Source organism: Pseudomonas sp. TREG-RG-20F-10-E-6-01 (genome assembly GCF_022662455.1).
In the GTDB taxonomy this organism is placed as follows: Bacteria; Pseudomonadota; Gammaproteobacteria; order Pseudomonadales; family Pseudomonadaceae; genus Aquipseudomonas.
Genome location: NZ_JAKNQP010000003.1, coordinates 274,737 through 299,719, shown reverse-complemented (window position 1 = coordinate 299,719; position 24,983 = coordinate 274,737). Strand labels below are relative to the sequence as shown.

Annotated in this window: 15 protein-coding genes; 11 read left to right on the top strand and 4 right to left on the bottom strand. The window is 66.0% G+C overall.

Annotated features, from left to right (window positions below):
* Positions 1–45: 45 nt before the first annotated feature.
* Genes L8K08_RS11715 through L8K08_RS11700 form a run of 4 tightly spaced genes read right to left on the bottom strand, consistent with a single transcriptional unit; the run spans position 46 to position 4,152 of the window.
* Positions 46–1,443 carry an isochorismate synthase gene (locus L8K08_RS11715; protein ID WP_242196946.1) on the bottom strand — a complete coding sequence of 466 codons (1,398 nt, stop codon included), beginning with the start codon at positions 1,441–1,443 and terminating at the stop codon, positions 46–48.
* Positions 1,440–1,745, bottom strand: coding sequence for an isochorismate lyase (locus L8K08_RS11710; protein ID WP_145160509.1), 306 nt, complete (start codon positions 1,743–1,745; stop codon positions 1,440–1,442). The genes L8K08_RS11715 and L8K08_RS11710 overlap by 4 nt, the downstream gene beginning before the upstream one ends.
* Positions 1,745–2,500 carry an alpha/beta fold hydrolase gene (locus L8K08_RS11705; protein ID WP_347341000.1) on the bottom strand — a complete coding sequence of 252 codons (756 nt, stop codon included), beginning with the start codon at positions 2,498–2,500 and terminating at the stop codon, positions 1,745–1,747. Before L8K08_RS11705 ends, L8K08_RS11710 begins: the two co-directional genes overlap by 1 nt.
* Positions 2,497–4,152, bottom strand: coding sequence for an AMP-binding protein (locus L8K08_RS11700; RefSeq protein WP_242196943.1), 1,656 nt, complete (start codon positions 4,150–4,152; stop codon positions 2,497–2,499). The genes L8K08_RS11705 and L8K08_RS11700 overlap by 4 nt, the downstream gene beginning before the upstream one ends.
* Positions 4,153–4,376: 224 nt before the next feature.
* Here L8K08_RS11700 and L8K08_RS11695 point away from each other — a divergent pair, with 224 nt between their 5' ends.
* The 11 genes from L8K08_RS11695 to L8K08_RS11645 all read left to right on the top strand — a co-directional run bounded on the left by L8K08_RS11695 (position 4,377) and on the right by L8K08_RS11645 (position 24,966).
* Positions 4,377–5,270 carry an AraC family transcriptional regulator gene (locus tag L8K08_RS11695; RefSeq protein WP_145160513.1) on the top strand — a complete coding sequence of 298 codons (894 nt, stop codon included), beginning with the start codon at positions 4,377–4,379 and terminating at the stop codon, positions 5,268–5,270.
* 155 nt (positions 5,271–5,425) lie between these two features.
* Positions 5,426–9,694, top strand: a complete 4,269-nt coding sequence (locus L8K08_RS11690) for an amino acid adenylation domain-containing protein (RefSeq protein ID WP_242196940.1) — start codon at positions 5,426–5,428, stop codon at positions 9,692–9,694.
* Entirely contained in the window at positions 9,691–15,021 is a 5,331-nt protein-coding gene (locus tag L8K08_RS11685) for a non-ribosomal peptide synthetase (protein WP_242196937.1), read from the top strand. Before L8K08_RS11690 ends, L8K08_RS11685 begins: the two co-directional genes overlap by 4 nt.
* Positions 15,018–16,067 carry a Gfo/Idh/MocA family oxidoreductase gene (locus L8K08_RS11680; RefSeq protein ID WP_242196934.1) on the top strand — a complete coding sequence of 350 codons (1,050 nt, stop codon included), beginning with the start codon at positions 15,018–15,020 and terminating at the stop codon, positions 16,065–16,067. Before L8K08_RS11685 ends, L8K08_RS11680 begins: the two co-directional genes overlap by 4 nt.
* Complete coding sequence (locus L8K08_RS11675) at positions 16,064–17,791, top strand: ABC transporter ATP-binding protein (RefSeq protein WP_242196931.1); 1,728 nt, start codon at positions 16,064–16,066, stop codon at positions 17,789–17,791. Before L8K08_RS11680 ends, L8K08_RS11675 begins: the two co-directional genes overlap by 4 nt.
* Positions 17,788–19,476 carry an ABC transporter ATP-binding protein gene (locus L8K08_RS11670; protein WP_242196927.1) on the top strand — a complete coding sequence of 563 codons (1,689 nt, stop codon included), beginning with the start codon at positions 17,788–17,790 and terminating at the stop codon, positions 19,474–19,476. Before L8K08_RS11675 ends, L8K08_RS11670 begins: the two co-directional genes overlap by 4 nt.
* Positions 19,477–19,628: 152 nt before the next feature.
* A complete protein-coding gene (locus tag L8K08_RS11665; protein WP_242196923.1) occupies positions 19,629–21,710 on the top strand; it encodes a TonB-dependent siderophore receptor in 2,082 nt (693 codons plus the stop codon).
* Complete coding sequence (locus L8K08_RS11660) at positions 21,710–21,979, top strand: hypothetical protein (protein WP_145160526.1); 270 nt, start codon at positions 21,710–21,712, stop codon at positions 21,977–21,979. Before L8K08_RS11665 ends, L8K08_RS11660 begins: the two co-directional genes overlap by 1 nt.
* Positions 21,976–23,463: a PepSY-associated TM helix domain-containing protein gene (locus L8K08_RS11655; RefSeq protein ID WP_242196920.1), complete on the top strand. Its 1,488-nt coding sequence runs from the start codon at positions 21,976–21,978 to the stop codon at positions 23,461–23,463. The genes L8K08_RS11660 and L8K08_RS11655 overlap by 4 nt, the downstream gene beginning before the upstream one ends.
* A 13-nt stretch (positions 23,464–23,476) precedes the next feature.
* Positions 23,477–24,703 carry a RhtX/FptX family siderophore transporter gene (locus tag L8K08_RS11650; RefSeq protein ID WP_242196917.1) on the top strand — a complete coding sequence of 409 codons (1,227 nt, stop codon included), beginning with the start codon at positions 23,477–23,479 and terminating at the stop codon, positions 24,701–24,703.
* On the top strand, positions 24,700–24,966 hold the full coding sequence (locus tag L8K08_RS11645; protein ID WP_347340999.1) for a LysR substrate-binding domain-containing protein: 267 nt from the start codon (positions 24,700–24,702) through the stop codon (positions 24,964–24,966). The genes L8K08_RS11650 and L8K08_RS11645 overlap by 4 nt, the downstream gene beginning before the upstream one ends.
* The last annotated feature ends 17 nt before the right edge of the window (positions 24,967–24,983 follow it).

The window sequence follows — 24,983 nt, the reverse complement described above, 5'->3', positions numbered from 1 at the left end:
CAGGGTAGGCCTGCACAGGTCTTGATTCAAGCACCGGGCGCGCAGTCAGCGTTGCAGCGCCGCCCGCATGCCGGCCAGTTTGATGCAGGTTTCGTCGTATTCGCAGGCAGGGTCGGAGTGCTCCACGATCCCGCACCCCGCAAACAGGCGAGCCTGGTTGCCCTTCAACAGGGCGCTGCGCAGGCCGACGATGAATTCGCCATTGCCATGCGCGTCCAGCCAACCCAGCGGCGCCGCGTACCAGCCACGGTCAAAGCCCTCGAATTGGCGAATATGTTCCAGCGCCTGTTGGCGTTCGTGGCCGCCGACCGCGGGTGTCGGGTGCAGGAGCGCAACCATGTCCAGCAAACTGCGCTGCGGGTGCAGCGGCCCTTCAATCAGCGTGGCCAGGTGTTGCACGCGGCTGAGGCGCTTGATATGCGGCGCGGGCGGAACCTGCAACGGGGCCACCCACGGCGCGAGGTCGCGCTGGATGATCTGCACCACCACCGCGTGTTCGTGCTGGTTCTTTTCGCAGGCGAGCAGCGCGTGCGCCAGTTGCGCGTCGTGCTCAGGGTTGGGGTCGCGGCGGGTGGTGCCCGCCAGCGCCAGGGTTTGCAGGTGGCCATTGTGCAGCTTGACCAGGCGCTCGGGAGACGCGCCGATGAAGCACGCCTGGTGTCGGCGAAAGGCAAACAAATAAGCGCCGGGGTCGTTGCTGGCGAGGGTCGCCAGGGTGCGGCCGGCATTGATAGGCCGGGAAAACTCACTGAGCACTTCCCGCGCCAGCACCACCTTTTGCAATGGGGTGTCGCGCAACACGTCGAGGGCGTGGGCGATTTTGCTTTCCCAGCACGCGCGCGGCAGGCACTGGTCACGGGTGTGGTGGGGCGCCGCCGTGGGGCGTGGGCCGGACACGTAGCGGTCCATCAGCGCGTTCCATTGATTCAACACGTGCTCGCAGCAGCGCTGCGCCACATCGTCGGCCGCCACCCGTTGTTGGCACAGCAGCCAGCAGGCATCGCCGTCGCGCACCAGCAACAGCGTCATCAACAGCAGCGAGGCATCGCCAAAGCCCTGCCACGCAGGGCTGGCCTTGACCTGATGATCAAACCGAAAGCCGCCGCACACTGTCGGCGCCAATGGGCCGTGGACCACGGCGCCTTCGAGCCAGTCCCGCCATTGCGCATCCACCGTGGCAAAACGTTGAGCACCGGCGCCGATAAGTTCAGCCGCCACGCCCCAGCCGAACAGACTTTTGTCATCTTCCGGCGCGCGCCAGAACAGGCACTCGGCGTGCGGCTCGTCGACACGTTCGAACAGCGCCAGCAGGTCCAGCGCGGTGATGTTCAGCGCATAACTGGCCAGCACGGGTTTGCCGTGTTCGATAGCACGCTGGCGAGCGCATTCGAACACCTCGGTCAGGCCGGCGGCATGGCCCTCCAGCTGCGTAAAGGCGCTCATGCCGGTGTTCTCGTTGCGCGCCAATGCAGCACTTGCTGGCCGATGTACCAGTGGATGATCTGGGCGAACAGGGTTTCCATGAAGTGCGGGTCCAGCCCGGCTTGCTCGGCCCATTCACGGCGTTGCGGGAGCATCTGGGCCACGCGTTCAGGCGCGGCAATGCTGCTTTCGCTCGGTTTGAAACGTGCAGCGGCTTTGACGTAAGCCATGCGTTGACGCATGAGTTCGATGATCTGGTGGTCCAGTGAATCGATGGCGTGACGGATGTCCGGCAGGCCATCACAGGCGTCGGGTGTTTTCATCAACAGGTTTCCTTCAGGGCGGGCGATAGGGTCAGCAGCGTCGCGGCGATAGCGTCGATGAGTGCCTGGCATTGCTCGATCAGGTAAAAGTGGCCGCCGGGCCAGCGCTGCAGGTGCAGTGGCTGGTGACTGGCGGCTTGCCAGGCATGGGCTTCATCCAGCTCGATTTCCGGGTCTTGCTCGGGATAGAACACCGTGATGCGGCTGTTGAGTGGCCGCGGTTGCGCGCAGGTGTAGGTTTCAACCGCGCGGTAGTCACCGCGCAGGCCCGGCAGGAACAGTTCGCACAGGGCCGGGTCGTCCAGCAATGGGTTGGGCCGCTCGGACAAGCGCCGCACGTCGTCGAGCAACGCCGCATCCGGCCCCCGGTGCAGGTGCCCGCCGCGCTGGCGGTGTGGCGCCGGATGGGCGGACACGAACAGGTGGTCGACAGCGATTGCGCGTTGCTCCAGGCGTGCGGCCACTTCATACGCCACCACCGCACCCAGGCTGTGACCGAACAACGCCAGTGGCCGGTCGGCGTAACCCTGCAAGGCATGGGAGGCGCCGTCGGCCAGGCGCTGCATGTCAGTCAGGCACGGCTCGCTGAAACGGTCTTCGCGGCCCGGGTACTGGATGGCCAACAGGTCGATGTCGGCGGGCAGGGCGTTGACCCAGTCACGAAAGAAACTCGCACTGCCCCCGGCATGCGCAAAACACACCAGGCGCCAGCGCGGCATGGGTGTCAGGCGGTAGGCGCGGACCCAGCGGCTCACGACGCGGCGCTCTGCAACCAGGCCTGGCGCAGGCGTTCGCGCAGGTCCTTGCGGCTGACTTTGCCCACGCCGGTGTGCGGGAACTGCGCGATAAATTCGATGCGGTCCGGCACCTTGAACGCGGCCAGGCCCTGGCCACGCAAGTGCTGCTTGAGCGCAAACGCCGACGGCGCCGGGTCGCGGGCGACGATGAACGCACAGGTGGATTCGCCCAGCACCGCATCCGGCATCGCCACCAGCGCAGCGTCGTGCACCTGCGGATGACTGATCAGCAGGTTTTCGACTTCTTCGGCGGCGACCTTTTCGCCGCCACGGTTGATCTGGTCCTTGTCGCGACCTTCAACCACCAGATAACCCTCGGCGGTGCGCCGGACCCGATCACCGCTGCAATAAAAACCGTCGGCGGTAAACGCCTTGGCATTGTGCTCGGGCAGGCGGTAATAGCCACGAATGGTGTATGGCCCGCGCACCTGCAGCTCGCCGACCTCGCCGTCGGGCACCGCTTGGCCGTGTTCATCGACAATGCGAATTTCATCATCGGCGCTCAGCGGGCGGCCCTGGGTATGCAGCAGGTGATCGGGGTGATCGTCCAGGCGGGTAAAACACAGCAAGCCCTCGGCCATGCCCAGCACTTGTTGCAAGGTGCAGCCCAGAGTCGGCGTGACACGTGCCGCTGCGCTGCCGAGCAGCTTTGCGCCGCCGACTTGCAGCAGGCGCAGGCTCGACAGGTCGGCCTGGCGCTGGGCCTGGGCGTCCAGCCATAACATAGCCAGCGGCGGCACCAGCGCGGTGACGGTGACGCGTTGCTCGCTGATCAGCGCGAAGCAGCTTTCAGGGTCGCAGCGACGTGTACACACCACACGCCCACCGGCCAGCAGGGTGCCGATGACGCCCGGGCAACACAGCGTGAAGTTGTGCGCCATGGGCAGGGCGGTGAGGTACACCGTGTGCGCGTCCAGGCCGCACACCTCGCTGCTGGCGCGCACGTTATAGAGGTATTCGGCGTGGCGGCGCGGGATCAGCTTGGGCGTGCCGGTGGTGCCGCCCGACAGCTGGAAACACGCCACGGCGTCAGGGTGACCGGCGTCCTGCTCCAGCGGCTCGTGGTGATACAGCGCACTCAAGGCGATGAACGCCTGCGCGTCACCGTCGATCACCACGTGGCGCAGATGCATGCTCTCGGCGGCCAACTGGCGCGCCATTTCACGGCAGTCGAAGCCGTCCAGTTCGGCGCAGCCGATGTAGGCCGTGGCCTGGGCAAACCTGCAAAAACCGCCGATCTCGTGCTGACGGTGGGCGGGCAGGGCGAGGATCGGCCGGGCGCCGAGGCGGAACAGCGCAAAGCACACTTCGATAAACGCGCTGCCGTTGGGCAAGTGCACCACCACGTTATCGCCAGCTGCCACCCCCAGCGCACGCAATCCGCCGGCCAGGCGCCGGCAACGGTCCGCCAGGCTGCGGTAGTTCAGATGCAACGGGCCATCGGTGATGGCAATCGCCGATGGGGTGCGTGCAGCCACCGTCTCCAGTGCCTGGGCGAACGTCTGGTCTTGCCAGTAACCGGCCTGCCGGTAGCGTTCGGCGAACGCGGCGGGCCAGTCTGGCGCATCGTCAACGGTGTCTGAATCGCGTGTGCAGGTGTGCAATGACATGGAATCCCCTATTTGTAGAAATAATTGGCTACAAATGTCCAAATGAGATCTATTATCATTGTCTTTCGCCGGCAGCTTCTCAACGCCAAGGCTTTCGGACCTGTGACTTTTTCATTAGATGAAATACACAGCGGCTTTAAACAGGGAGGTTTACGGTTTAAAAGCCTCCTCCTCACTCAGGTCAGGCCCCGCGTAATGGCCTTAAAGGATCAAGGGAAAACCCAATGACTATTACGATCATCGCTCCCAGCCACCAAGAGACGCAGGCCGAACCCAAGGGCAACCAACCCGGCACGGTCTACCTGGAACCGCACATGACGTTGGTCACCGGCACGCTGTGGTCACAGAGCGAAAACTGGGTGGAAGACCCGTTGGAGCGCGGCCTCAAATTGATCCTGGTGCAGAGCGGTGAGTTGTCGTGCCGCATTCCCGGGCACAGCGAGCAATCGATCAAGGGGCCCAGCCTGTGCACCATCGTCAATGACGGCGAGTTCACCTCGTCGCAGATCTACGGCACCTCCACGCCGCTGCGCTACACCATCGTGCAACTGGACCTGGAATCCCTCGACCGCCACCTCGGCATGGCCCCGCGCAAGTTGTTGACCAGTGGTGGCGGCGACCCGTACATGATGGTGCGCCCGGCGCCACGCGCGATGCAGGCGCTTGCCACACAGATTGCGACGTGCCCGATGCAGGGCCCGAGCCGTTCGTTGTACCTGGGTGGCAAAGCGCTGGAGCTGACTGCCCTGAGCGCGCAATTTTTGCTCGGTGAACGGGGTCAGCCGGAACAAAAGCTGCGCATTACCTCCTCTGACGTGGAGCGTGTCCACGCCGCACGCGATCGCCTGGTGCGCTCGTTGCTGGAGCCGCCGAGCCTGAACGCCCTGGCCAGCCATGTGGGCATGAGCCCGCGCAAACTCACCGCGGGCTTTCGCAAGGTGTTTGGCACCAGTGTGTTCGGCTACCTGCACGAGCATCGCCTCAGCGAAGCCCACCGCATGCTCAGCGACGAGGAAAGCAACGTCTCCACCGTCGCTTACGGCGTGGGGTTCAGCCCGGCGCATTTCTCGATTGCCTTTCGTAAACGCTACGGCGTATCACCCAGCGAGATCCGTTGAGCGTGGGTCGGTGTCTCTGAATCGAATGAAAAGGCCCGTGCATCTAAAGCCCTGAGCGCTTTCTGAAAACCTGCTTGCGATAGAGTTCCAATTGAGAATGGCTTCCATCTTGGTGAGCCAGGGACTTTATCCAGACGGGTCACAGGAAGCTTTTCATGAGCGAGCTGACAACAGCAGACACCCCCTCACTGCGCACATGGCTGATCGAACACCTCGCCCAGTTGCTGGGCGCCACCACGGCAGACATCCACAACCTGGGCGATGAGGAAAACCTCCTCGGCTGCGGGCTCGATTCCATCCGCCTGATGTACCTGCAGGAACGTTTGCGCAGTCACGGCTTGCACATCGACTTTGCCCAACTCAGCGCACAACCCTGCCTGGCGGCGTGGCTGGAATTGTTGCAGGGCCAGGTGCCGCACCACCGGGTAACCGATGCTGCGCCGTTGGCAGCGCCGGATGACAGCTTTGAACTGAGCGCCGTGCAACAGGCGTACTGGCTGGGGCGCGGGCCGGACGAGGTACTGGGCAATATCAGTTGCCACGCGTGGCTGGAGTTCGATTGCCAGGGCATTGATCCGCAGCGCCTGGAAGCGGCGGTCAAGTGTGTGCAGGCGCGGCACCCGATGTTGCGGGCAAGTTTCAATGACGGTCGGCAGCGGATTCTGGCGGCGCCAGCGTTGCCGGTGTTCGATCACCAACCCTGGCGCGACCATGCGCCAGCCGCCGCACACCAGGCCTGGCAGGCGCTGCGTGATTGGCGCTCGCATGAGTGCCTGGCGGTGGAGGCGGGGCAGGTGATGCTGGTCGGCCTGGTGCAGTTGCCGGACGGCCGTGACCGCGTATGGCTGAGTGTCGACCTGTTGGCCGTGGACGTGGAAAGCCTGCGCTTGTTGATGGCGCAGCTGGGTGAGGCCTACCAGGCACCGGCCGCGCTGGCGCCGCCGCCCACACTGCACTTTGCCGATTACCTGAGCCGGCGCCGCCAGCGGCGCGCCGAGGCGTATGAGCGCGACCGCGAACATTGGTGCCAGCGCCTGGCACAGTTGCCCGATGGCCCGGCATTGCCATTGGCCCGTGCGCCGGAGTCGATCCGCGCACCACGCTTCAGCCGTCAGGCGTTTGTGCTCAGCCCGGCGGAAGCCGAACGTCTGCAACGCCAGGCGACCGCCCACGGCCTGACCTTGCCCAGCGTCTTCGCCACGGCGTTCAATGCGGTCTTGGCGCGCTGGAGCGAACAGCCGAATTTTTTGCTCAACGTGCCGTTGTTCGACCGCCACGATGACCAGCACGCCGTCGACCAGGTGATTGCCGACTTCACCACCTTGCTGCTGGTGGCCTGCGAAGACGCGCCGCAGTCAGCGTTTGCCGAAGGCGCCCGGCGGTTCCAGCGCGACCTGCACGCCACCATCGACCACGCAGCGTTTCCCGCGTTGGAAGTGCTGCGTGAGGCCCGTCGCCAAGGGCACCCCCGTTCGGCGCCGGTGGTGTTTTCCTGCAACCTGAGTGATTCGAGCTTTGTACCGCAGAGTTTTCGCGAGGTGTTCGGCGACCTGCACGACATGCTCTCGCAAACCCCACAGGTGTGGTTGGACCACCAGCTGTATCGGGTCGAAGACGGTGTGCTGCTGGCCTGGGACAGCCTCACCGAGCTTTTCCCCGATGGCGTGCTGGCGGCCATGTTCACCGCCTACATCGAACTGGTGCAGCGCCTCGCCGACAGCGACTGGAATCAGCCGCAGCCGGTGCTGTTGCCGCTGGCGCAACAGGCGCGGCGCGACCGGCAGAACAGCCTGCCGCCGCTGGCCCAGGGGCGTGGCTTGCTTGATGACTTTTTCCGCCAAAGCGCCGCGCAACCCGACGCGGTGGCGCTGATCTGTGGTGCACAACGCTGGACGTATCAGGAGCTGGCCGAGCACGCCCTGCGCGTGGCAGCCGGTTTGCTCGACGCGGGCATGCGCCAGGGCGAAGCCGTTGAAGTGTGCCTGCCGCGCGGACCTCGGCAGATTGCCGCCGTGTTTGGCGTGCTGGCGGCCGGCGGTTGCTACGTGCCGGTGGACACCGCGCAACCGCCCGCACGGCGTAGCCTGATCGAATCGGCGGCGGGGATTACCCGCGTGATTGCCGATCAACCGCCCGCGGGCAGTTCATTGCAGTGGCTTGACCCGGCTCGGCTGGCGCAATGCGCGCCCTTGGCCACCGCGAAAAAAACCGCGCCGCAGGCCAGCGCGTACGTGATCTACACCTCCGGCTCCACCGGCATTCCCAAGGGGGTTGAAGTCAGCCACGCGGCGGCGCTGAACACGATTGACGCGGTGCAGGCCGAGTTGCGCGTCACGCCGCACGACTGCCTGCTGGCCGTGTCGGCGCTGGATTTCGATCTTTCGGTCTATGACCTGTTTGGCGTGCTGGGGCAGGGCGCGCGCCTGGTGTTACTGCCGCCTGAGGAAACCCGCGATGCGCTGCGCTGGGCGCACCTGATCAGCGAGCACCGCGTAAGCCTGTGGAACTCGGCCCCGGCATTGCTGGAGATGGCCTTGAGCATCGGCACGCAACACTGTCACTACCAAAGCCTGCGGGCGGTCTTGCTGTCAGGCGACTGGATCGCCCTGGACCTTGCCGCACGCCTGCGCCGCCACGCCACACCGCAGTGCCGGGTGTACGGCCTGGGCGGCGCGACCGAGGCGGGTATCTGGTCGAACCTGCAACCCATCGATGAAGTGCCCGAGCATTGGCCGTCGATCCCTTATGGCAAGCCTTTGGCCGGCCAGGCCTACCGCGTAGTGGACGGCGCCGGGCGTGATGTGCCGGACCAGGTAATCGGGCAACTGCTGATTGGCGGCGCGAGCCTGGCCCGTGGTTATCGCAATGATCCGGTGCTCACCGCCCAGCGTTTTCGCAGTGATGCGCGCGGACGCTGGTATTACACCGGCGATCGCGGGCGCTTCTGGAGCGACGGCACCATTGAGTTTCTTGGGCGCATGGACCAGCAGGTCAAAGTGCGCGGGCAGCGTATCGAACTGGGCGAGATCGAAGCCGCGCTCACGGCGCATCCGCTGATCGACAGCGCCTGTGCCGCCGTGGTGCACGGCAGCCTTGGCGCGGCGGTGGTGATCAACGCCGGCTGTGTGCCGGTTCAGGCGCTGCCCGCGCAGTCGATGCTGGATGACAGCCTGGCAGCCGAACACCGCGTCACGGCTGAGCTGCTGCAACGCCTGCTGCAAGACCCGCCGCCCAGTGCGCTGCTCGACACCTGGCGCGCGTGGCTCGCTGGCTACGTCGAGTCCATCAGCCTGAGCGATGCAGTGGCGCAGCTGGGTTGGCGCGAAGCCGACCTGCCCCGCATGGTCGGCGCATTGCAGGTGCTGTTGCGCAGTGAAGACGGCGCCGCGCAGGTGCTGTTCGACCCGTTGCTGGCGCCTCAGGCCATGGCCTTGAACCTGCCAGCCGGTCGTCAGGTGCTGGACGCCATGAGCCGGGCCCTCCAGCAGCACGCCACACCGCTGAAGGTGGCGGTACTGGATGTGCGCGGTGGGCAATTGCTGGACCAATGGCTGAACCACGCACGCTCACGCGACCTGCAACTGACCGTGTTCGACACCAGCGCCGGCCTGCTGGCGGCCGCTGCCGGCCAGCGCCAGCGCGTGGCGAGCCAGCAGGTGGTGGACGGCGTATTGCCTGCTGAGCACTGGTCGCAGTACGACGTGGTGATCAGCTTCGCGGCGCTGCACAGCTACGCCCAGCCGGCCGATGGCTTGAACCTGGCGCAGGCATTGCTCAAACCGCACGGCCAGCTGCTATTGGCAGACCTGCTGCGCGACTCGCCATTGCGGCTGGTCAGTGCGGCATTGTTGGATACGCGTGAGCCGGTATTGCCGGGCGCTCAAGCGCTGACGCAACGGCTCGGCCAGAGCGGCTTCAGCCATTTGGCATGCCTGTGGCAAAACCCCGCGATGGTGCTGGTGAGTGCCCAGGCAGCAGGCGAGGGTTTGACCTGCGAAAGCCTCAACCACTGGCTGCAACAGCGTTTGCCCCAGGCGATGCGCCCGGAACACCTGTGGTGCGTGCCGCGTTTTGCCCTGAATGCCAACGGCAAAATCGACCGTACGCGCCTGCAGGCCAACCTCGGCGACGCGTGGCAACGCCGCCAGCCTGCCCACCACGAAGACGCCGCATTGAGCACCGACCTGTTGCCACTGGCGGCCTGTTGGGAAGCCATCCTGGGGCGGCCGGTGCACAGCGCCCACGCGAGTTTTTTCAGCCTTGGCGGCGACAGCCTGCTGGCAACTCGCTTGCTGGCCAGCGTGCGTGAACAGGTGGGCGTGAGCCTGCGCATGGGCGACTTTTATCTGCAACCGACCCTGGCCGGCATGGCCGCGCTGCTGCTGCGCAGTGACGACGTGGCCATCGAGGAGGGCGTGTTATGAGCCTGGATGATTTGCTGCACCTCTGCCGTGAGCGTCAGATTGAACTCTGGGCCACTGCGGGCAAACTGCATTTTCGCGCCCCCGAAGGCGCGCTGGACTCAGCCTTGGCCGAGCGTATTCGCGCCCAGCGTGAGGCCTTGATGGTGCATCTCTCGCCGCAGGACTGGCAGGCGCAGCCGGAACAGGCGCTGCAACCGTTCGCCCTGAGCGCGGTGCAGGGCGCCTACGTACTGGGGCGCAACCCGGCGTTCGACTACGGCGGCAATGCGTGCCACTTGTACGTCGAATACCCATGGCCGGCGAATGTCGATACCGAACAACTGACCCAGGCCTGGAACGCGCTGGTGCAACGCCACCCGATGCTGCGCGCGGTGGTGCAAGACAACAGCCGTCAATGCGTACAGGCCCAGGTCGCGTGGCAATCATTGCCGGTGCATGACCTGCGCCAGGCCACTCCAGAGGCCTTCGAAGCGCACCTGCAAGCGCTGCGTACACGCCTGGACCATGCCTGCCACGCGCTTGATCAATGGCCGATCCTGCTGCCCGAAGTGAGCCTGGGTCGCGAGCAGGCGATAGTGCATTGTTCGGTGGATTTCACCTTGCTTGATTACGCCAGCCTGCAACTGTTGCTGGTGGAATGGACCCAGCGTTACCTTGAACCGACGCGCCATTGGCCGGTGCTGGAGGCGACGTTTCGCGACTATTTGCAGCACGAACAACACGCGCGCACCAGCGCCGCCTGGCACGCCGACAAAGCCTGGTGGCTGGCACGCCTGGACAGCCTGCCCGGCCGCCCCGACCTGCCGCTGAGCGAGCATGCGGGCCTGGGCTCGACGCGCTTTATTCACCACCACGGCGTGCTCGGTACCGAGCAATGGAACACCCTGTGTTCCCTCGCCAGCGCCCAGGGCCTGAGTGCCGCGGGCGTGACCTTGGCCGCATTTGCCGAAGTGATCGGCCGCTGGAGCCAAAGCCCGGATTTTTGCCTGAACCTCACGGTGCTCAACCGCCCGAACCTGCACCCGCAACTGGGCCAGGTGATCGGTGATTTCACCGCCCTGAGCCTGCTCGCCGTGCACGGCGCCGAGGGCGCAAGTTTTGTGCAGCGCGCGCGGCGTATCGGTGCGCAGCTGTTTGATGACCTCGACCACAGCCGCTTCACCGGCGTTGACGTATTGCGCGAGCTGGCGCGGGTGCAGGGGCGTGGCGCCGACCTGATGTCGGTGGTGTTCACCAGTGGCATCGGCAGCGTCGAACGCTTGCTCGGCGATGCCGGGCGACTGTTGCAGCCGCCCAGCTACATGATCAGCCAGACCCCGCAGGTGTGGATCGACTGCCAGGTCAGCGACCAGTACGGCGGCTTGCAGATTGGCTGGGACGTGCGCGTCGGTGTGCTGCCGGACGGCATGGCCGCGCAGATGTTCGAGGCCTATGTCGACCTGCTGCAACGCCTGGCCGCGGACCCGCAGCTGTGGCAGGCGCGTGGCGACATCGTGTTGCCCGCGCAAGCGGCAAACCCGCAGATAGAGGCCAGCGCCCCGGCCCGCAACATCGCCGCCGGCTTCGCTCAACAGGCCGTGCGCACACCCGATGCCACGGTGATCAGCGATCGCGACGGCCGCTACAGCTATCGCCAGGTGGCCCAACACGCGGCGGCCGTGCGCGCGGCCCTGGAAGCGCTCGGCGTCGAGCGCGGTGCGCGGGTGGCGGTGATGCTGCCCAAAAGTGCCTGGCAACTGATGGCGGTCATGGGCATTACCCAGATGGGCGCGGCGTATGTGCCGGTGGACATTCGCCAGCCTGCCCTGCGCCGTGAAGCGATCCTGCGCGACGCTGGCATTGACGCCGTGATCACCCTGCACGCACAGGCATTGCCGGACACGCTTGAGCTGCCGCGCATTGCCATCGACAGCCTCCGGCCCGACCCGCGTTGGCCAACCCGCGAGCCGGTAGGGGTGGCGGCCGAGGCGTTGGCCTACATCATCTACACCTCTGGCTCCACGGGCACGCCCAAGGGCGTGATGCTCAGCCACGGCGCGGTGGTCAACACCCTTGAGGATATCAACCAACGCTACGCGGTGAACGCCGACGACTGCGTGCTGGGCCTGGCCGAGTTGAGTTTCGACCTGTCGGTGTACGACTTTTTCGGCGCCACGGCCGTCGGTGCGCACGTGGTCCTGCCTGATCCGGAACGCGGCGCCGACCCTTCGCACTGGGCGCAATTGATGCAGGAGCACGGCATCACCCTGTGGAACTCGGTGCCGGCGCAAGGGCAGATGCTGGTGGATTACCTGGAGACCGAGCCGGCAACAATTCCCGGGCCGCGGTGTGTCATGTGGTCGGGGGACTGGATTCCCACCACGTTGCCCACCCGTTGGTGGCAGCGCTGGCCCGACAGCCAACTGTTCAGCCTGGGCGGCGCCACCGAAGCGGCGATCTGGTCGGTGGAGCATCGCATTCGCCCGGCGGACACCGCCTTGCCAAGCATTCCTTACGGGCGCGCCCTGAAACACCAGACCCTGGAAGTGCTCGACACCCTCGGCCGCCAATGCCCGGTGGGCGTGCGCGGCGAGATCCATATCGGCGGCCTTGGCCTGGCCCTGGGCTACGCCGAAGACCCACAACGCAGCGCCGAACGTTTTATCACCCATGCCAGCGGGCGCCGCCTGTATCGCACCGGCGACCAGGGGCGCTACCTCAATGGCGATGGCCTGATCGAGTTTCTTGGCCGCCAGGACGATCAGGTGAAGATTCGCGGCCACCGCATCGAGCTGGCTGAAATCGATGCGGGCTGGCTGGCCCATCCGCAGATTGCCGCGAGTACCACGGTGTTGCTGGGCGAGCGTCACGAGCGGTCTTTATGCAGCTTCGTCACCCTGCACACCGGCGCGCCGGCGCCACAGCTGCGCGATGAGCTGCACGAGGTCCTGCGCCCGGCGCGCCACACCCTTGAGCAAGCCGATTTCGGCCCGCGTGCCGACATCGAGGCGGCATTGCTCGCGCTGGACCGCGCGGCGGACGCTTCGCTGCTGCACTGGCTGGCGGGCAGCGGTTTGCTGCTGCCAGGCCAGCACCTGGCATTTGCGTCGCTGTGCCAGGCGTTGAGGCTTCAACCCGGCCAGCATCGCCTGTTGCGACATTGGCTGACGCTGCTGGTCGAGAGCGGCTATCTGCAAACCGACGGTGATGGCTGGCGCTGTCAGGTCGCTGTTTTCGATCAAGCGCAGGCGTGGGCGCAGTTCGCCCGGCTGGCACCGGCCGCTCTGTGGCCGGCAGCCCTGGTGGATTACCTGCGCGGCAGCGCGACCCGCCTGGCCGAGCAACTCGACGGGCGCCTGAGCCCGGCAAGCCTGATGTTCCCGCAGGGTTCGGCGCACATTGCCGAGGCCATGTACAGCCGCGGTCAACACGCCCAGGTACTGCACCGGGCGATGGCCGAGGCGGTGAGCGCGATTGTCGCGCGTCAGGGCCAGCGGCGCTGGCGCATCCTCGAAGTGGGCGCCGGCACCGGTGCGGCGAGTGCGCTGATTATTCCGGCGCTGGCACCGTGGGTGGCGGCCGGGGTGCAGATCGACTACGTGTTTTCCGACGTGTCGAGCTACTTCCTCAACGCGGCCCGCGAGCGTTTTGCGGCGTATCCGTGGGTGCGTTTCATGCCGTTCGACATGAACAAACCCGCCTGTGAACAAGGGTTGCCGGCCGGGTCCCTGGACCTGCTGCTCAGTTCCGGTGCATTGAACAATGCCCTCGACACACAGCGCCTGTTGGCCGGTTTACGCCAACTGCTGCAGGCCGATGCATGGCTGGTGATTCAGGAACTGACGCGTGAACACCGCGAAATCAGCATCAGCCAAAGCCTGATGATGGAGACGCCCGTGGATGTGCGCGCGACCAATGGGCAACTGTTTGTGCACACCGCCCAGTGGCTGGCGTGGCTGAACAGCGAGGCCGGCGATCAGGCTGAGTCGCTGGCGCCCGCCGACAGCGTGTTGAAGCTGTTGGGCTACGACGTGCTGGTCGCCCGCGTGAAAACCGACCGCCCATTGCTCAGTGCAGACACCTTGCTGGCATTTATCGCCGAGCGGGTGCCGCGTTACATGGTGCCGGCGCAGGTGCGGGTGCTCGACCGGTTGCCGGTCACGGCCAATGGCAAGATCGACCGCCGCGCCCTCATCACCCAGGCCGAGCAACGGCAACTGCGCCCGGTGCAGCGCGCGAAGGTCGATGTCGCCGATGAACTGGTGCAGCGCTTGATCACGCACTGGGAGCGGGTGCTTGATTGCAGCGGTCTGTCTCCGGATCAGGATTTCTTTACGGCCGGCGGCGACTCGCTGCTCATCGCCCAGTTGATCGCGGGGCTGCGCGAACAGGAACCGTTGGCGCAGGCGCAACCCTTCGACCGTTTGTTGCGGTGGGCGCTGAGCCAGCCGACCCCGCAAGGCCTGGCCCAGCGTTTGCGCAGTGAATCGAGCAGTGAAGCGCCGACGGCGACGACGGCGGCGCCAGTGCCGGATACGCGCCGGGCGCCGCTGGGTGGGCGCCTGCGTGTGGACGCGTTGACGGAGTTGGTCGGCGGCGAAGGCACCGCACGTGTGCTGGTGCACGAAGGGCTCGGCACCTTGTTGCCGTACCGCGCGTTGATCGCTGAACTGGCCGGTAGCGGCCCGTTGCTGGGGCTGGCGGTGCACGACAGCGACGACTATCTGCGCCTGCCTGCCGAGCATGTCAACGCGACCTTGGGCAAGCGCTACGCCCAGGCGCTGTGGGACAGCGGCCGGCGCAGCTTCGATCTGCTCGGTTACTGCTCCGGCGGGCTGGTGACCCTGGAGCTGGCCAAGGCTTTGCTGCAACTGGGCGCTGAGGTGCGCCAAGTGGACATTGTGTCCAGCTACCGCATTCCGTATCTGGTCGACGATGAAGTGCTGATGCTCTACAGCTTCGCCGCCACCCTTGGGCTGGACGGTGCGGCGCTCGGCTTGCCGTCTGCCGAACAACTGCAAGCCTCGGCGGGCCTGAACCTGGATGTGGCCGTGCTCAAGGCCCGCGTGCTCGCGGCGGCGCAAGGCATTGCCGATGAGCAGCTGTATCGAGTGTTTGTGCATTCCGTTCACGCCAGTCACTACAGCGACGGCGCGCCGTATGTGGGCGCCATCCGCCTGTTTGTGCCCAGTGTTGCCAACCCGATGATCCCCGATCACCACGCCAGTTTGCAGGCCTGGTGGCAGGCGGCGTCGCTGGCACCGTTGACGGTACATACGCTGCGCGGCAATCACTTTGAATGCCTGAACGCCGGGCTGAGTCGTTATTTGCTGGAGGAACACCCATGACGTTCGCGTTGAAAACCCTGGTGGTGGGCTCGCGCTTCGGCCAGTTCTATGCGGCTGGGGTTGCCGCCGCCGAGCACTTGGAACTGGTCGGCGTGCTGGGGCAGGGCAGTCGGCGTTCCCAAGCGCTGGCGCGGTATCTGGAAGTGCCGAGTTTCGACGCCCTTGAGCAAGTGCCGACCGACACGCGCCTGGCGTGCGTCGCGGTGGGCGGTGCCGCACGGGGAGAGCAGGGCCCGGCCGTGGCACTAGCGCTGATGGAGCGCGGCATGCATGTGTTGATCGAGCATCCGCTGTTGCCCCAGGAACTGCACGAGTTGCTGCGCACGGCGAACCGCCTGCAACGGCGTTGCCTGCTCAACAGTTTTTACCCGCAGCTGCCGTGCGTGGCGCGCTTTATCGAACTGGCGCGGCAGCTGCATCGCCAGCAGGGCATTCGGCATATCGAGGCCAGCTGCGCAGTGCAAGTCAGCTACGCGACGCTGGACGTGTTGGCGGCGCTGCTGGAGTCGGTGGGGCCGTGGTCCGTGGACTGTGTGGCGCCGGCACTCTCGGCCTGGCGCGATATCAGCCTGGTGATGGCGCAGGTGCCGGTGTCGCTGCGCGTACTCAACGAACTGGCCGCCAATGATGACGGGCGCATGCAGATGTTGCTGCGCCTGAGCATCGCCACCGACAGCGGCACGCTGTTACTGGCGTCGCCCCACGGGCCGCTGCTGTGGATGCCCGCCGTGCGCGCGCCGCAGGAGGACGCCGAGGGCGTGTTCGACCTGTTCGGCCCGTTGGCCGGCCAGCCGTTGCCCTGCGCCGAGGTGCTGGAGGCCGCCGCGCCGGATTGGGCGCAGGTTTACCGCAGCATCTGGCCGGCCGCCGCCGCCAGCGCGCTGCAACCTTTGATTACCGGTGTTGGCCTGGCGCGTCTGCAACAGCGCAGCCTGGAAGTGGTCGGGCTGTGGCAGCAGGTGACGGCAACCATCGGTTTTCCGCAGCAGCCGGCGCAGACGTTGCCCGCGGCCAATTTGGCCCAGGCGCTGGAGTGCATTCGATGAGCCCTCTGCGCGAAATCCTGCGCCCGTTTCGTGGGCGCTTATACCTGGCGGTCGCGTTGCAGGCGGTCGCCGGGATCTGTTCGCTGCTGCCACTGATCGCGCTGGCGCACTTGGCCGACAGCCTGCGCCAGGCGCCGCCGCTGGCGGCGTCGGCCATGGCCTGGGTGGTGCTGGCGGTGCTGGCATCTGCCGTGTGGTTGTGTGGCCAGACCCTGGCGCTGCACCTGACTCATCAGGTGGATGCCGACCTCTGCGACCGCCTGCGCGTGCGCCTCGCCGAGCATCTGCAGCTGCTGCCGCTGGGCTGGTTCTCCCGGCTGGGACCGGAGGGCGTGATCCGTTATGCCGAGCAGGATGTGCGGGCGCTGCATCAGTTGGTTGGGCATGCGCCGACCGACTTGGTCAACCTGCTGCTGATCCCCCTGGCGACCTTCGGGTATCTGCTGTGGAGCAACAGCGGTCTGGCGCTCTGGTGCTTGCTGCCGCTGGCGTTGGGGGGGCTGGGTTATTGGCGCCTGGGCTCGGCGCATTACCGCGAAGCGGTGGCGCAGCGAAACGGCGCGATCCAGCGCCTGTTCAGCGACTACAGCCAGTTTGCAAGCAACCTCGGTCTGGTCCGGCAATTTCCGGATGCGGGTATTCATCGCCGTGTGCAGGAGGCGGTGCAGCAGTTTGATCAGCGCTTCAGCCACTGGGTGAGCCGTGCAGGACACTTGGCGGCGTTGATCCAGGTGCTGCTGAGCGCGCCGTGGCTGTTGGCCTGGGTGGTGCTTGGCGCATTGTTGATCGGTGTGGCTGACGTGGCGGCTGCTCAAGTCTGCGGCTTTTTATTGTTGGTGCGTGCCATGGCGGCGCCGGTGCTGGCGATGGGGCACGGTTTTGATGCGCTGAACTCGGCAGGCGAAAGTGCCCGGCGTTTGCAGGCCGTTTTGACCACGCCACCGCTGGCCGAGCCCGAAGCGCCGCAATCGCCCAGGGATGCCAGCGTGGAGATGCTTGAGGTGAATTTCTCCCACGGTGACGTGCCGGTCCTCAACTCGATTACGTTGCGCCTGGAACCCGGCACCACGACCGCGCTGGTGGGGCCGTCGGGTGCGGGTAAAAGCACCCTGGCCGGGTTGATCGCACGCTTTATGGACGTGGACAGCGGGCAAGTCCGCGTGGGCGGGGTGGATGTTCGGCAGATCGCCAGTCGGGCGCTGCAACAGCACCTGGCGCTGGTGTTTCAGCAGGCGGGTGCGTTGCGCCTGTCGCTGGCGCAGAACATCGCGCTGTATCAACCCGACGCCAGCCACGCGCAGGTTTGCCGCGTTGCCAAGGCCGCTTGCCTGGACGCCTGGATCATGGGGTTGCCCAAGGGCTACGCCAGCGTGGTGGACGAAGACGTGCGCTTGTCCGGTGGCGAGTTACAGCGCCTGGCGATTGCGCGGGCGCTGCTGTCGGCTGCGCCGATCATGTTGCTGGATGAACCCACGTCCGCCACCGACCCGCACACCGAGCGCGCACTGCGCGCCGCCCTGCACAACGACGCGGCCGGGCGTACGCGGCTGATCATCGCCCATCGCCTGGAAACGATCCGCCATGCCGAGCAGATTCTGGTGCTCAGTGACGGGCGCATCGTGCAACGCGGGCGCCATGCGGACCTGTTGGCCATGGACGGCCTCTACCGACAGCTCTGGAACGAGCAAACCTCGAACGCCGATCAACTGGAGCCTGTGTCATGAGTGTTGTTTCGCTGTTGCGTCATTTGCCCGACCTCGCCCGGCGCGCGCTGCGCGGCGCCTTGGTGTGGATGCTGCTGGCCGCCGTCCTCGATGGCTTGGCAGGCTTGGCGCTGGTGCCGTTGATATTGGCCTGGTTCGAGCACCAGAACCTGCAGTCGAGCGTGCTGGTGCTGCTGGGGTTGACGCTGCTGCAGGCGGGCGTCAGTTACGTCGCGCAGCGCCGTGGTTATCTGGCCGGTGCCGGGTTGGCTGCGGGCCTGGTCTGGCAGTTGGTGCAACATTTGCCGCGACTGCCGCTGACCCGTCGCGGCCAACTGGAAGGGCTGGTGAGCGGGCCGGTGTTCAACAGCATGGGCATTCCCGCGCACCTGCTGGCACCGTTGGTCACCGCGCTGGTGACGCCGACGGTGGTGGTGCTGGGACTGTTCTTCATCGAGCCGCGTCTGGCGCTGGTGTTGGCGCTGGCGTACCTGCCGCTGTTCGGCCTTTTACGTTGGGCCGGGCGGCGCAGCCTGGATCTTGAGCAACAGCGTCAGGCCGTGGACCGCCACGCCGCGCGGCTGCTGCAGGCGTTCGCGCAGCAACAGGCGTTGATCCGCAGTGCCGGCGACGCCAGCCTGGGCCAACGGGCCCTGCGCGAGGCGCTGCATGAGCAGCACCAGGCGACGCGCAAGCTCAATCGCCGGGGGTTGCCCGCCGGCCTCGGGTTTGCCGCCGCGGTGCAGATGGTGTTTGCGCTGGTGCTGGCAGGCGGCGTGCTGGCGGTGGCCGCGGGGCATTTATCCGGCGCGCTGCTGGTGGCGGTGCTGGTGCTGCTGGTGCGCTTTATCGAGCCGCTGTCGCAATTGGCGTATCTGGACCAGGCCCTGCGCATGGCCTGGCAGGCGCTCTCGCAAGTCTTGGCGGTGTTGGCGGCGCCGACGTTGCACAGCCCGCAACCCGGTGAGCAACCGCAGGATGCGAGCCTGGAAGGGCAGCGCCTGAACAGCTTCGGCGAGGCGGGCGAGCACCTGCTCAAGGACCTCGATGTGCATTGCGCCGCGGGCACGTTCACGGCAATCGTCGGGCCCTCGGGGGCGGGCAAAAGCACCTTGCTGGCCTTGCTGGGCCGCGGCATGGACCCGCAGACCGGGCAAGTGCACCTTGGCCAGGTGGACATCCGCCAGATAAGCGAACACACCCTGGCCCAGCACATGACCCAGGTGTTCCAGGACAGCGGCCTGTTCGCCGGCAGCCTGCTGTGGAACGTGAGCATGGCGCGGCCGCACGCCACGCCCGCGCAATTGCAGCAAGCCGCCCGGGACGCTGCACTGGACGACGTCCTTAGCCGCCTGCCGGAGGGTTGGCACAGTGAAGTGGGGCCGGGCGGGGCATTGCTGTCCGGCGGCCAACGGCAACGGGTTGGCCTGGCGCGTGCGTTGCTGTCACAGGCGCCGGTCCTGCTGCTGGATGAACCCACCGCCAGCCTCGATGCGCGCAGCGAGGCACGGGTCAATCGCAGCCTGCAGGCGCTGCACGGCAGGCGCACCTTGGTGTTGGTGTCGCACAACCCGACGCTGGTGCGCGATGCCGACCAGATCCTGGTGCTGGAAGGCGGCAGTGTCAGCGGCTGCGGCAGCCATGAGCATTTGCTCGCCACACACCCGTGGTATGCGCAGTTCGTCGAGCAGCACCGAGGTGAATGAGTGCCGGGCAGCCATTGAAAAAGTCCCTGAATCGAAAAGTCGGCCCGCTCGTTTAAACGATACTAATGCGAATTATTATCGAATGGGGCGCAGCAATGTCACACCGGGGAGCAACAAAGGTTGGGCGGGGCTTCAAGCGTAACGGGGCACACGTGGGGATCGCGCTGGTACTGGGCCTGAGCCCGCTGGCACTGGCGCGTGCCGCCGTGCAGTTGGACAGTATCGAGATTGCCGGCGACGACACCTCCGGCGATGTGACCCCGCCGGGCGTGACCACCCTGGGCAAGCTGCCACTCACGCTGCGGGAAACCCCGCAGTCGGTGAGCGTGATCGACCACGAGCGCATCGAGCAGCAGAACCTGTTCAGCCTCGACGAAGTGATGCAGCAAGCCACCGGTGTGACGGTGCAACCCTTCCAGCTGCTGACGACTGCCTATTACGTGCGCGGCTTCAAGATCAACGCGTTCGAGCTGGACGGTGTGCCGGCGATGCTCGGTGAAACCGCCGGTTCGCCCCAGGACATGGCGGTGTACGAGCGCGTCGAAATCCTGCGCGGCGCCAACGGTCTGCTCCACGGCAGCGGCAACCCGGCGGCCACGGTCAACCTGGTGCGCAAACGCCCGCAAAAGCAATTCACCGCCAGCAGCACCCTCAGTGCTGGCAGTTGGGACCGCTACCGCGGCGAAGTTGATGTGGGCGGGCCGTTGACGCAATCGGGCAACGTGCGTGGCCGAGTGGTGGCCGCTTATGAAGACCGCGACTACTTCTACGACGTCGGCAAACAAGACACGCAGTTGCTCTACGGTGTCACCGAGTTCGACCTGAGCCCCGACACGCTGCTGACCCTGGGCGCGCAGTATCAGACCATCGACCAGGTGACCAATATGGCCGGCGTGCCGATGGCCAAAGACGGTTCCAGCCTGCACCTGCCGCGCTCCACGTACCTGGACGTGGACTGGGACCGCTTCAAGTGGACCACGCGCCGGGTGTTCGGCGCCCTCGAGCAGCAACTTGATCACGACTGGAAAGCCAAAGTCGCCGCCGAATACCAGGACGCTGACTCCAGCCTGCGTTATGCCGGTGCGTACGGCGCCATCGACCCGCTCACCGGCGATGGCGGGCACTTGATGGGCGCGGCGTATACCTTCAACAGCACTCAGAAGAGCGTCGATGCGTCGGTCGATGGGCCTTACGCGTTGTTCGGCCGCAGCCATGAATTGCTGCTGGGCAGCAACTACAGCCAGGGCGAAACCGAACAGCACAGCGCTCAGTTCACCACGCCGTTGAATGTGCCGGTGAATGTCTATCGCTGGGACCCGAGCAGCGTGCCCAAGCCCGGGATCAGCGCCTACACCTCGCCGGGCTCGACCACCACCACCTCCAAAGGCGTTTACGCGCTGACCCGCTACAAACTGCTCGACCCGTTGACGCTGGTGATCGGCGGCCGTGCCAATTGGTGGGACCAGGACGCGCCGACCAGCCACTTCAAGCCCGGTCGGGAAATCACCCCGTATGGCGGCCTGATCTGGGACTTTGCGCAGAACTGGTCGTGGTACGCCAGCTACGCCGAGGTCTACCAGCCGCAAACCGGGCAAACCTGGAGCGGCGATCTGCTCAAGCCGGTCGAGGGCAAGACCTACGAAACCGGCGTCAAGGGCGAGTTGGCCGATGGCCGCTTGAATGTGTCATTGGCGGTGTTCCGCATCGATCTTGAAAACAACCCGCAGGTCGATCCCGAACACCCCGGCGCCGGGCCGAACACCTATTACATCAGCGGTGGCAAAGTGCGCAGCCAGGGCTTCGAGCTGGAAAGCACCGGCTACATCACGCCTGAGTGGAACGTCTCCGCTGGCTACACCTACACCACCACCGAATACCTCAAGGACACCAACAACGCCTCGGGCGAACGCTACGCCGAATTCACCCCGCGCCACATGGCGCGGGTCTGGACCGAATACCAACTGCCGTGGCAGGCACAGCGCTGGAGCGTCGGCGCCGGCGTGCAGGCGCAAAGTGATTACGCCACGCAATCCGGTGCAGTGACCCTGGAGCAGGGCGGCTATGCCTTGCTCAACGTGCGCGTCGCTTATCGCATCGACGAGCATTGGACGGCCGCGGTGAACGGCAACAACCTGGCCGATCGCAAGTACTACCAGAGCCTGTCCAACGTCAATTGGAACAACCGCTACGGCGAACCGCGCAGCCTCAACATGACCTTGCGAGGTACGTTCTGATGCTCGGCGCCTGGCCGTTGCGCATCGGCCTGGCGTTGGCCGGCAGTCTGCTCAGCAGCCTGCAACTGGCGGTGCTGCTGGCGCGGCATTATCCGTGGGGCGACGGCCTGGAACGGCTGTATGCCGGGGTGTTCCTGGGGCTGGGCTTTCTGGTGACGGTGCTGCTGTGGTCGCTGCTGGCGCCGGATCGGCCGCGTGTGGTGTATCGCTCCAGCGCCTGGCTGCTGCTGTTTACGCCCTGGCTGCTATGGGATGGAACCTGGTCATGAAACTGATGGGAGCCCCCAGGGCGCTGGTGCAGCGCGTACATGCCGGGATGGGCGCGGTGTTTGGCGTGGTGCTGTTTGGCATCTTGCTGACCGGCGCCTGGAGCATGGCCCATGAAGACTTGCGCGCCTGGTTTCGCGGGCCTTCCGCGTTAAGCCATAAACCGGCGATGGCGGTGGAACAATGGCTGGAGGTCGCGCGTGAAAAGGGCCTGGCGCTGGACGAATTGCGCATTCGTTTGCCCGATAGCCACCACTCGGTGGTCGAGCTGTGCGCTTCGCCCGGCGATTGCAGCGTCGCGCTGGACCCGGCCAACGGCCGTGCGGTCGCGTCGGGCAATGCGGCCGACATCCTGTTCAATCTGCACAAAAGCCTGTTCATCGGCTTCCCCGGACGGGTGCTGATCAGCCTGCTGGGCGTGGTGTTGCTGCTGATGATCTGGGCCGGCAGCGCCTTGCACAGCGGGCGTCTGCAAGACCTTAAACGCCTGCGCCGGGACCGTGGCGCGCGGGTGTTTGCCCATGACCTGCACAGCCTGGTCGGACGGTGGTGCGGGCCGTGGTTGCTGCTGTTCGGCGTGACCGGCGCGCTGTCGGGCCTTGGCGCGCTCGGCACGCTGGGCCTGGCCGGGCAGGCGTTTCCAGGCGCGCCGCAGCAGGCCTTCATGCACTTGCTGGGCGCGCCGCCGCAGGTCAGCGCGCAGGCAAGTGCGGCGCGGGTCGATCTCGATCAGCTGTTGCGCGAGGACGCCGCTGCTCATCCCGGGTTCTTGGCGCAAAACCTCGCCTTGCACCGCTGGGGCGAGCCGGGTGCCTGGGTTGAAGTCAGCGGCATCCAGCAAGGGTTGCCCAGCACCGCGGTGTTTGAACGCCATGCCTACGCAGGCGCTGACGGCGTGGCGGTGGGCACCCGCAGTGCCAGTGGGCGCGGCCTGTGGCTGCAGGCGTTCATCGCGGTGCAGCCGCTGCACTTTGCCGATTACCGCTGGGTGCCCTATGGCGGGCCGCTGCTGCGTGCCGTGCATTTCGCCATGGCGTTGGCGGCGGCGGTGCTGGTGCTCAGCGGCTTGTACCTGTGGCTGGAACGCAGGCGCCTCAAGGCGGGCGCCGGTTGGCAGGTGCTGTTGCGCCTGGTGGTCGGCGGTGGCGGCGGGTTGCTGACGGCCACCGCCGTGTTGCTGTGCGCGGGGGCGCTGGGCAGCGGCGCGCTGGCGGGGTGGTTCTGGGGCAGTTGGCTCGCCAGCCTGTTGCTGGCGTGCGTGATGCCGCCGCGCCGTCAACCGCTGCACCTTTTGTTGGCGGTGGCGGGCCTGGCCTTTGTCGCTGCGGGCGGGGTGCACATGGTGGGGAGTGTGAGGCAGGGCGGTCTGCCGCTGTGGCCCATCGACCTGGTGTTGTTGCTGTGCGGTGCGAGTGCCTTGTGGGCAGTGCGCCGGTTGATTTCTTTTACGCGTGCGGCACGGGCTGCCGCCGCCAACGTTGCCTGATGGGAGAGTTGTCATGCTGGAACTGTTGAAACACTGGCGCATGGTGCTGACCTTCGCACTGCTGTACCTGTCTCAGGGCATTTGCTTCGGCATTGCGATGGACGCTATGCCGACCCTGCTGCGCCATGACGGCGCTGCACTCCATGCGCTGGCCTTCCTGCCGTTGGTGGGCTTGCCGTGGGTGATCAAATTCATCTGGGCGCCCCAGGTGGATAACCACTGGAGCCCGCGACTGGGACGGCGGCGCAGCTGGATCATACCGATGCAGGTGCTGGTCTTGCTGTGCATCGTCACCCTGGCAAGCATCGGCCTGAGCGTGGCCACCGCAGGCGTGGCCGTGGGCCTGTTGATTGTCGCCTCGCTGGCCAGCGCCACGCAGGACATCGCCACCGACGGCATGGCCGCCGAGTACTTCACCGACAACATGCTGGCGCGGATCAACGCCATTCAAGTCGGCGGCACCATGGTCGGCTTTTTCGTTGGCGGCGCCGGCACCTTGTTGCTCAGCGGGGCTTTGGGGCAAACCACGGCGTTCAGCCTGCTGGCACTGGTGCCGTTACTGAGCCTGGTGTGCGTCGGCTGGCTGCACGTGGCCCCCGCCAAAGACACACAACCGGACGTGGCGCATGCTTCGCTGTGGCGGTTTATCAAGCGCCCGAAAGCGCTGGCGCTGGTGCTGCTGGCGCTGTTGTCAGCGATGACCTCGGTGTCCGGTTTCGGCTTGTCCAAACTGTTCTTGAACGACGCCGGCTGGTCGTTGCAGGCCATCGGCCAACTGGGCATGAGCGGCGGCATGGTCACTGTCGTCCTCGGTTGTGGCGGCGGCGCCTGGCTGATCCGTGTACTGGGGTTGTGGCCGACGTTCATGCTCGCGGTCGGCATGGCCGGTGTGGCTGCGTTGACCTGGCTGTTGCAAGCCACCGGCATGCTCGCCACGCAAACCGGGCTGATCTGGCTGGCGGTAGGCCTGGGCTCGTTTGCCACCGGTGCGACCTCGGTGGTGATCATGACCGCCTCCATGGCCTTCGCCGCCCAAAGCGATCAGGCGGGGACAGACATGACGGCCGTGCAAAGCACGCGGGATTTGGGCGAGATGCTGTCCTCGACCTTGCTGGTTGGCTTGACCGCGCAGGCGGGGTATAGCGGCGGGTTTCTTGCGGGAATGGTCATGGCCGTGCTGGCGCTGCTGGTGGCGTTGAACCTGTCGCGCCAGGGTCGGCGGGAGAGCGTTGCGGGTTGAGGCGCCAGGTTGAGCGTCTTTCCTTCTCTGACGGCCATCTCGACCCGTTCAAGGAGGGCGTGGACATTGCACTGCGCATTGGTGACGGCCACGCCTGGCCGCACACGGTGGAACATCGGCTGCTGACGCGTGAGTGGCACGTGTTTTGTGCATCGCCGGCGTACCTGGCTCGCCATGGCACGCCGTTGTCCGACCGCGACCTGGAGCAGCACCAGTGCATTGCCTATGGCTTTGCGGATGGCCACGAATGCGCGATTGGCTGACACAAGATTGATCCTGA

Excerpts from the sequence above, each read along its gene's own strand:
- L8K08_RS11715 (WP_242196946.1), bottom strand. The coding sequence starts at position 1,443 with ATGAGCGCCTTTACGCAGCTGGAGGGCCATGCCGCCGGCCTGACCGAG.
- L8K08_RS11710 (WP_145160509.1), bottom strand. The coding sequence starts at position 1,745 with ATGAAAACACCCGACGCCTGTGATGGCCTGCCGGACATCCGTCACGCC.
- L8K08_RS11700 (WP_242196943.1), bottom strand. The coding sequence starts at position 4,152 with ATGTCATTGCACACCTGCACACGCGATTCAGACACCGTTGACGATGCG.
- L8K08_RS11695 (WP_145160513.1), top strand. The coding sequence starts at position 4,377 with ATGACTATTACGATCATCGCTCCCAGCCACCAAGAGACGCAGGCCGAA.
- L8K08_RS11690 (WP_242196940.1), top strand. The coding sequence starts at position 5,426 with ATGAGCGAGCTGACAACAGCAGACACCCCCTCACTGCGCACATGGCTG.
- L8K08_RS11685 (WP_242196937.1), top strand. The coding sequence starts at position 9,691 with ATGAGCCTGGATGATTTGCTGCACCTCTGCCGTGAGCGTCAGATTGAA.
- L8K08_RS11680 (WP_242196934.1), top strand. The coding sequence starts at position 15,018 with ATGACGTTCGCGTTGAAAACCCTGGTGGTGGGCTCGCGCTTCGGCCAG.
- L8K08_RS11675 (WP_242196931.1), top strand. The coding sequence starts at position 16,064 with ATGAGCCCTCTGCGCGAAATCCTGCGCCCGTTTCGTGGGCGCTTATAC.
- L8K08_RS11670 (WP_242196927.1), top strand. The coding sequence starts at position 17,788 with ATGAGTGTTGTTTCGCTGTTGCGTCATTTGCCCGACCTCGCCCGGCGC.
- L8K08_RS11660 (WP_145160526.1), top strand. The coding sequence starts at position 21,710 with ATGCTCGGCGCCTGGCCGTTGCGCATCGGCCTGGCGTTGGCCGGCAGT.
- L8K08_RS11655 (WP_242196920.1), top strand. The coding sequence starts at position 21,976 with ATGAAACTGATGGGAGCCCCCAGGGCGCTGGTGCAGCGCGTACATGCC.
- L8K08_RS11650 (WP_242196917.1), top strand. The coding sequence starts at position 23,477 with ATGCTGGAACTGTTGAAACACTGGCGCATGGTGCTGACCTTCGCACTG.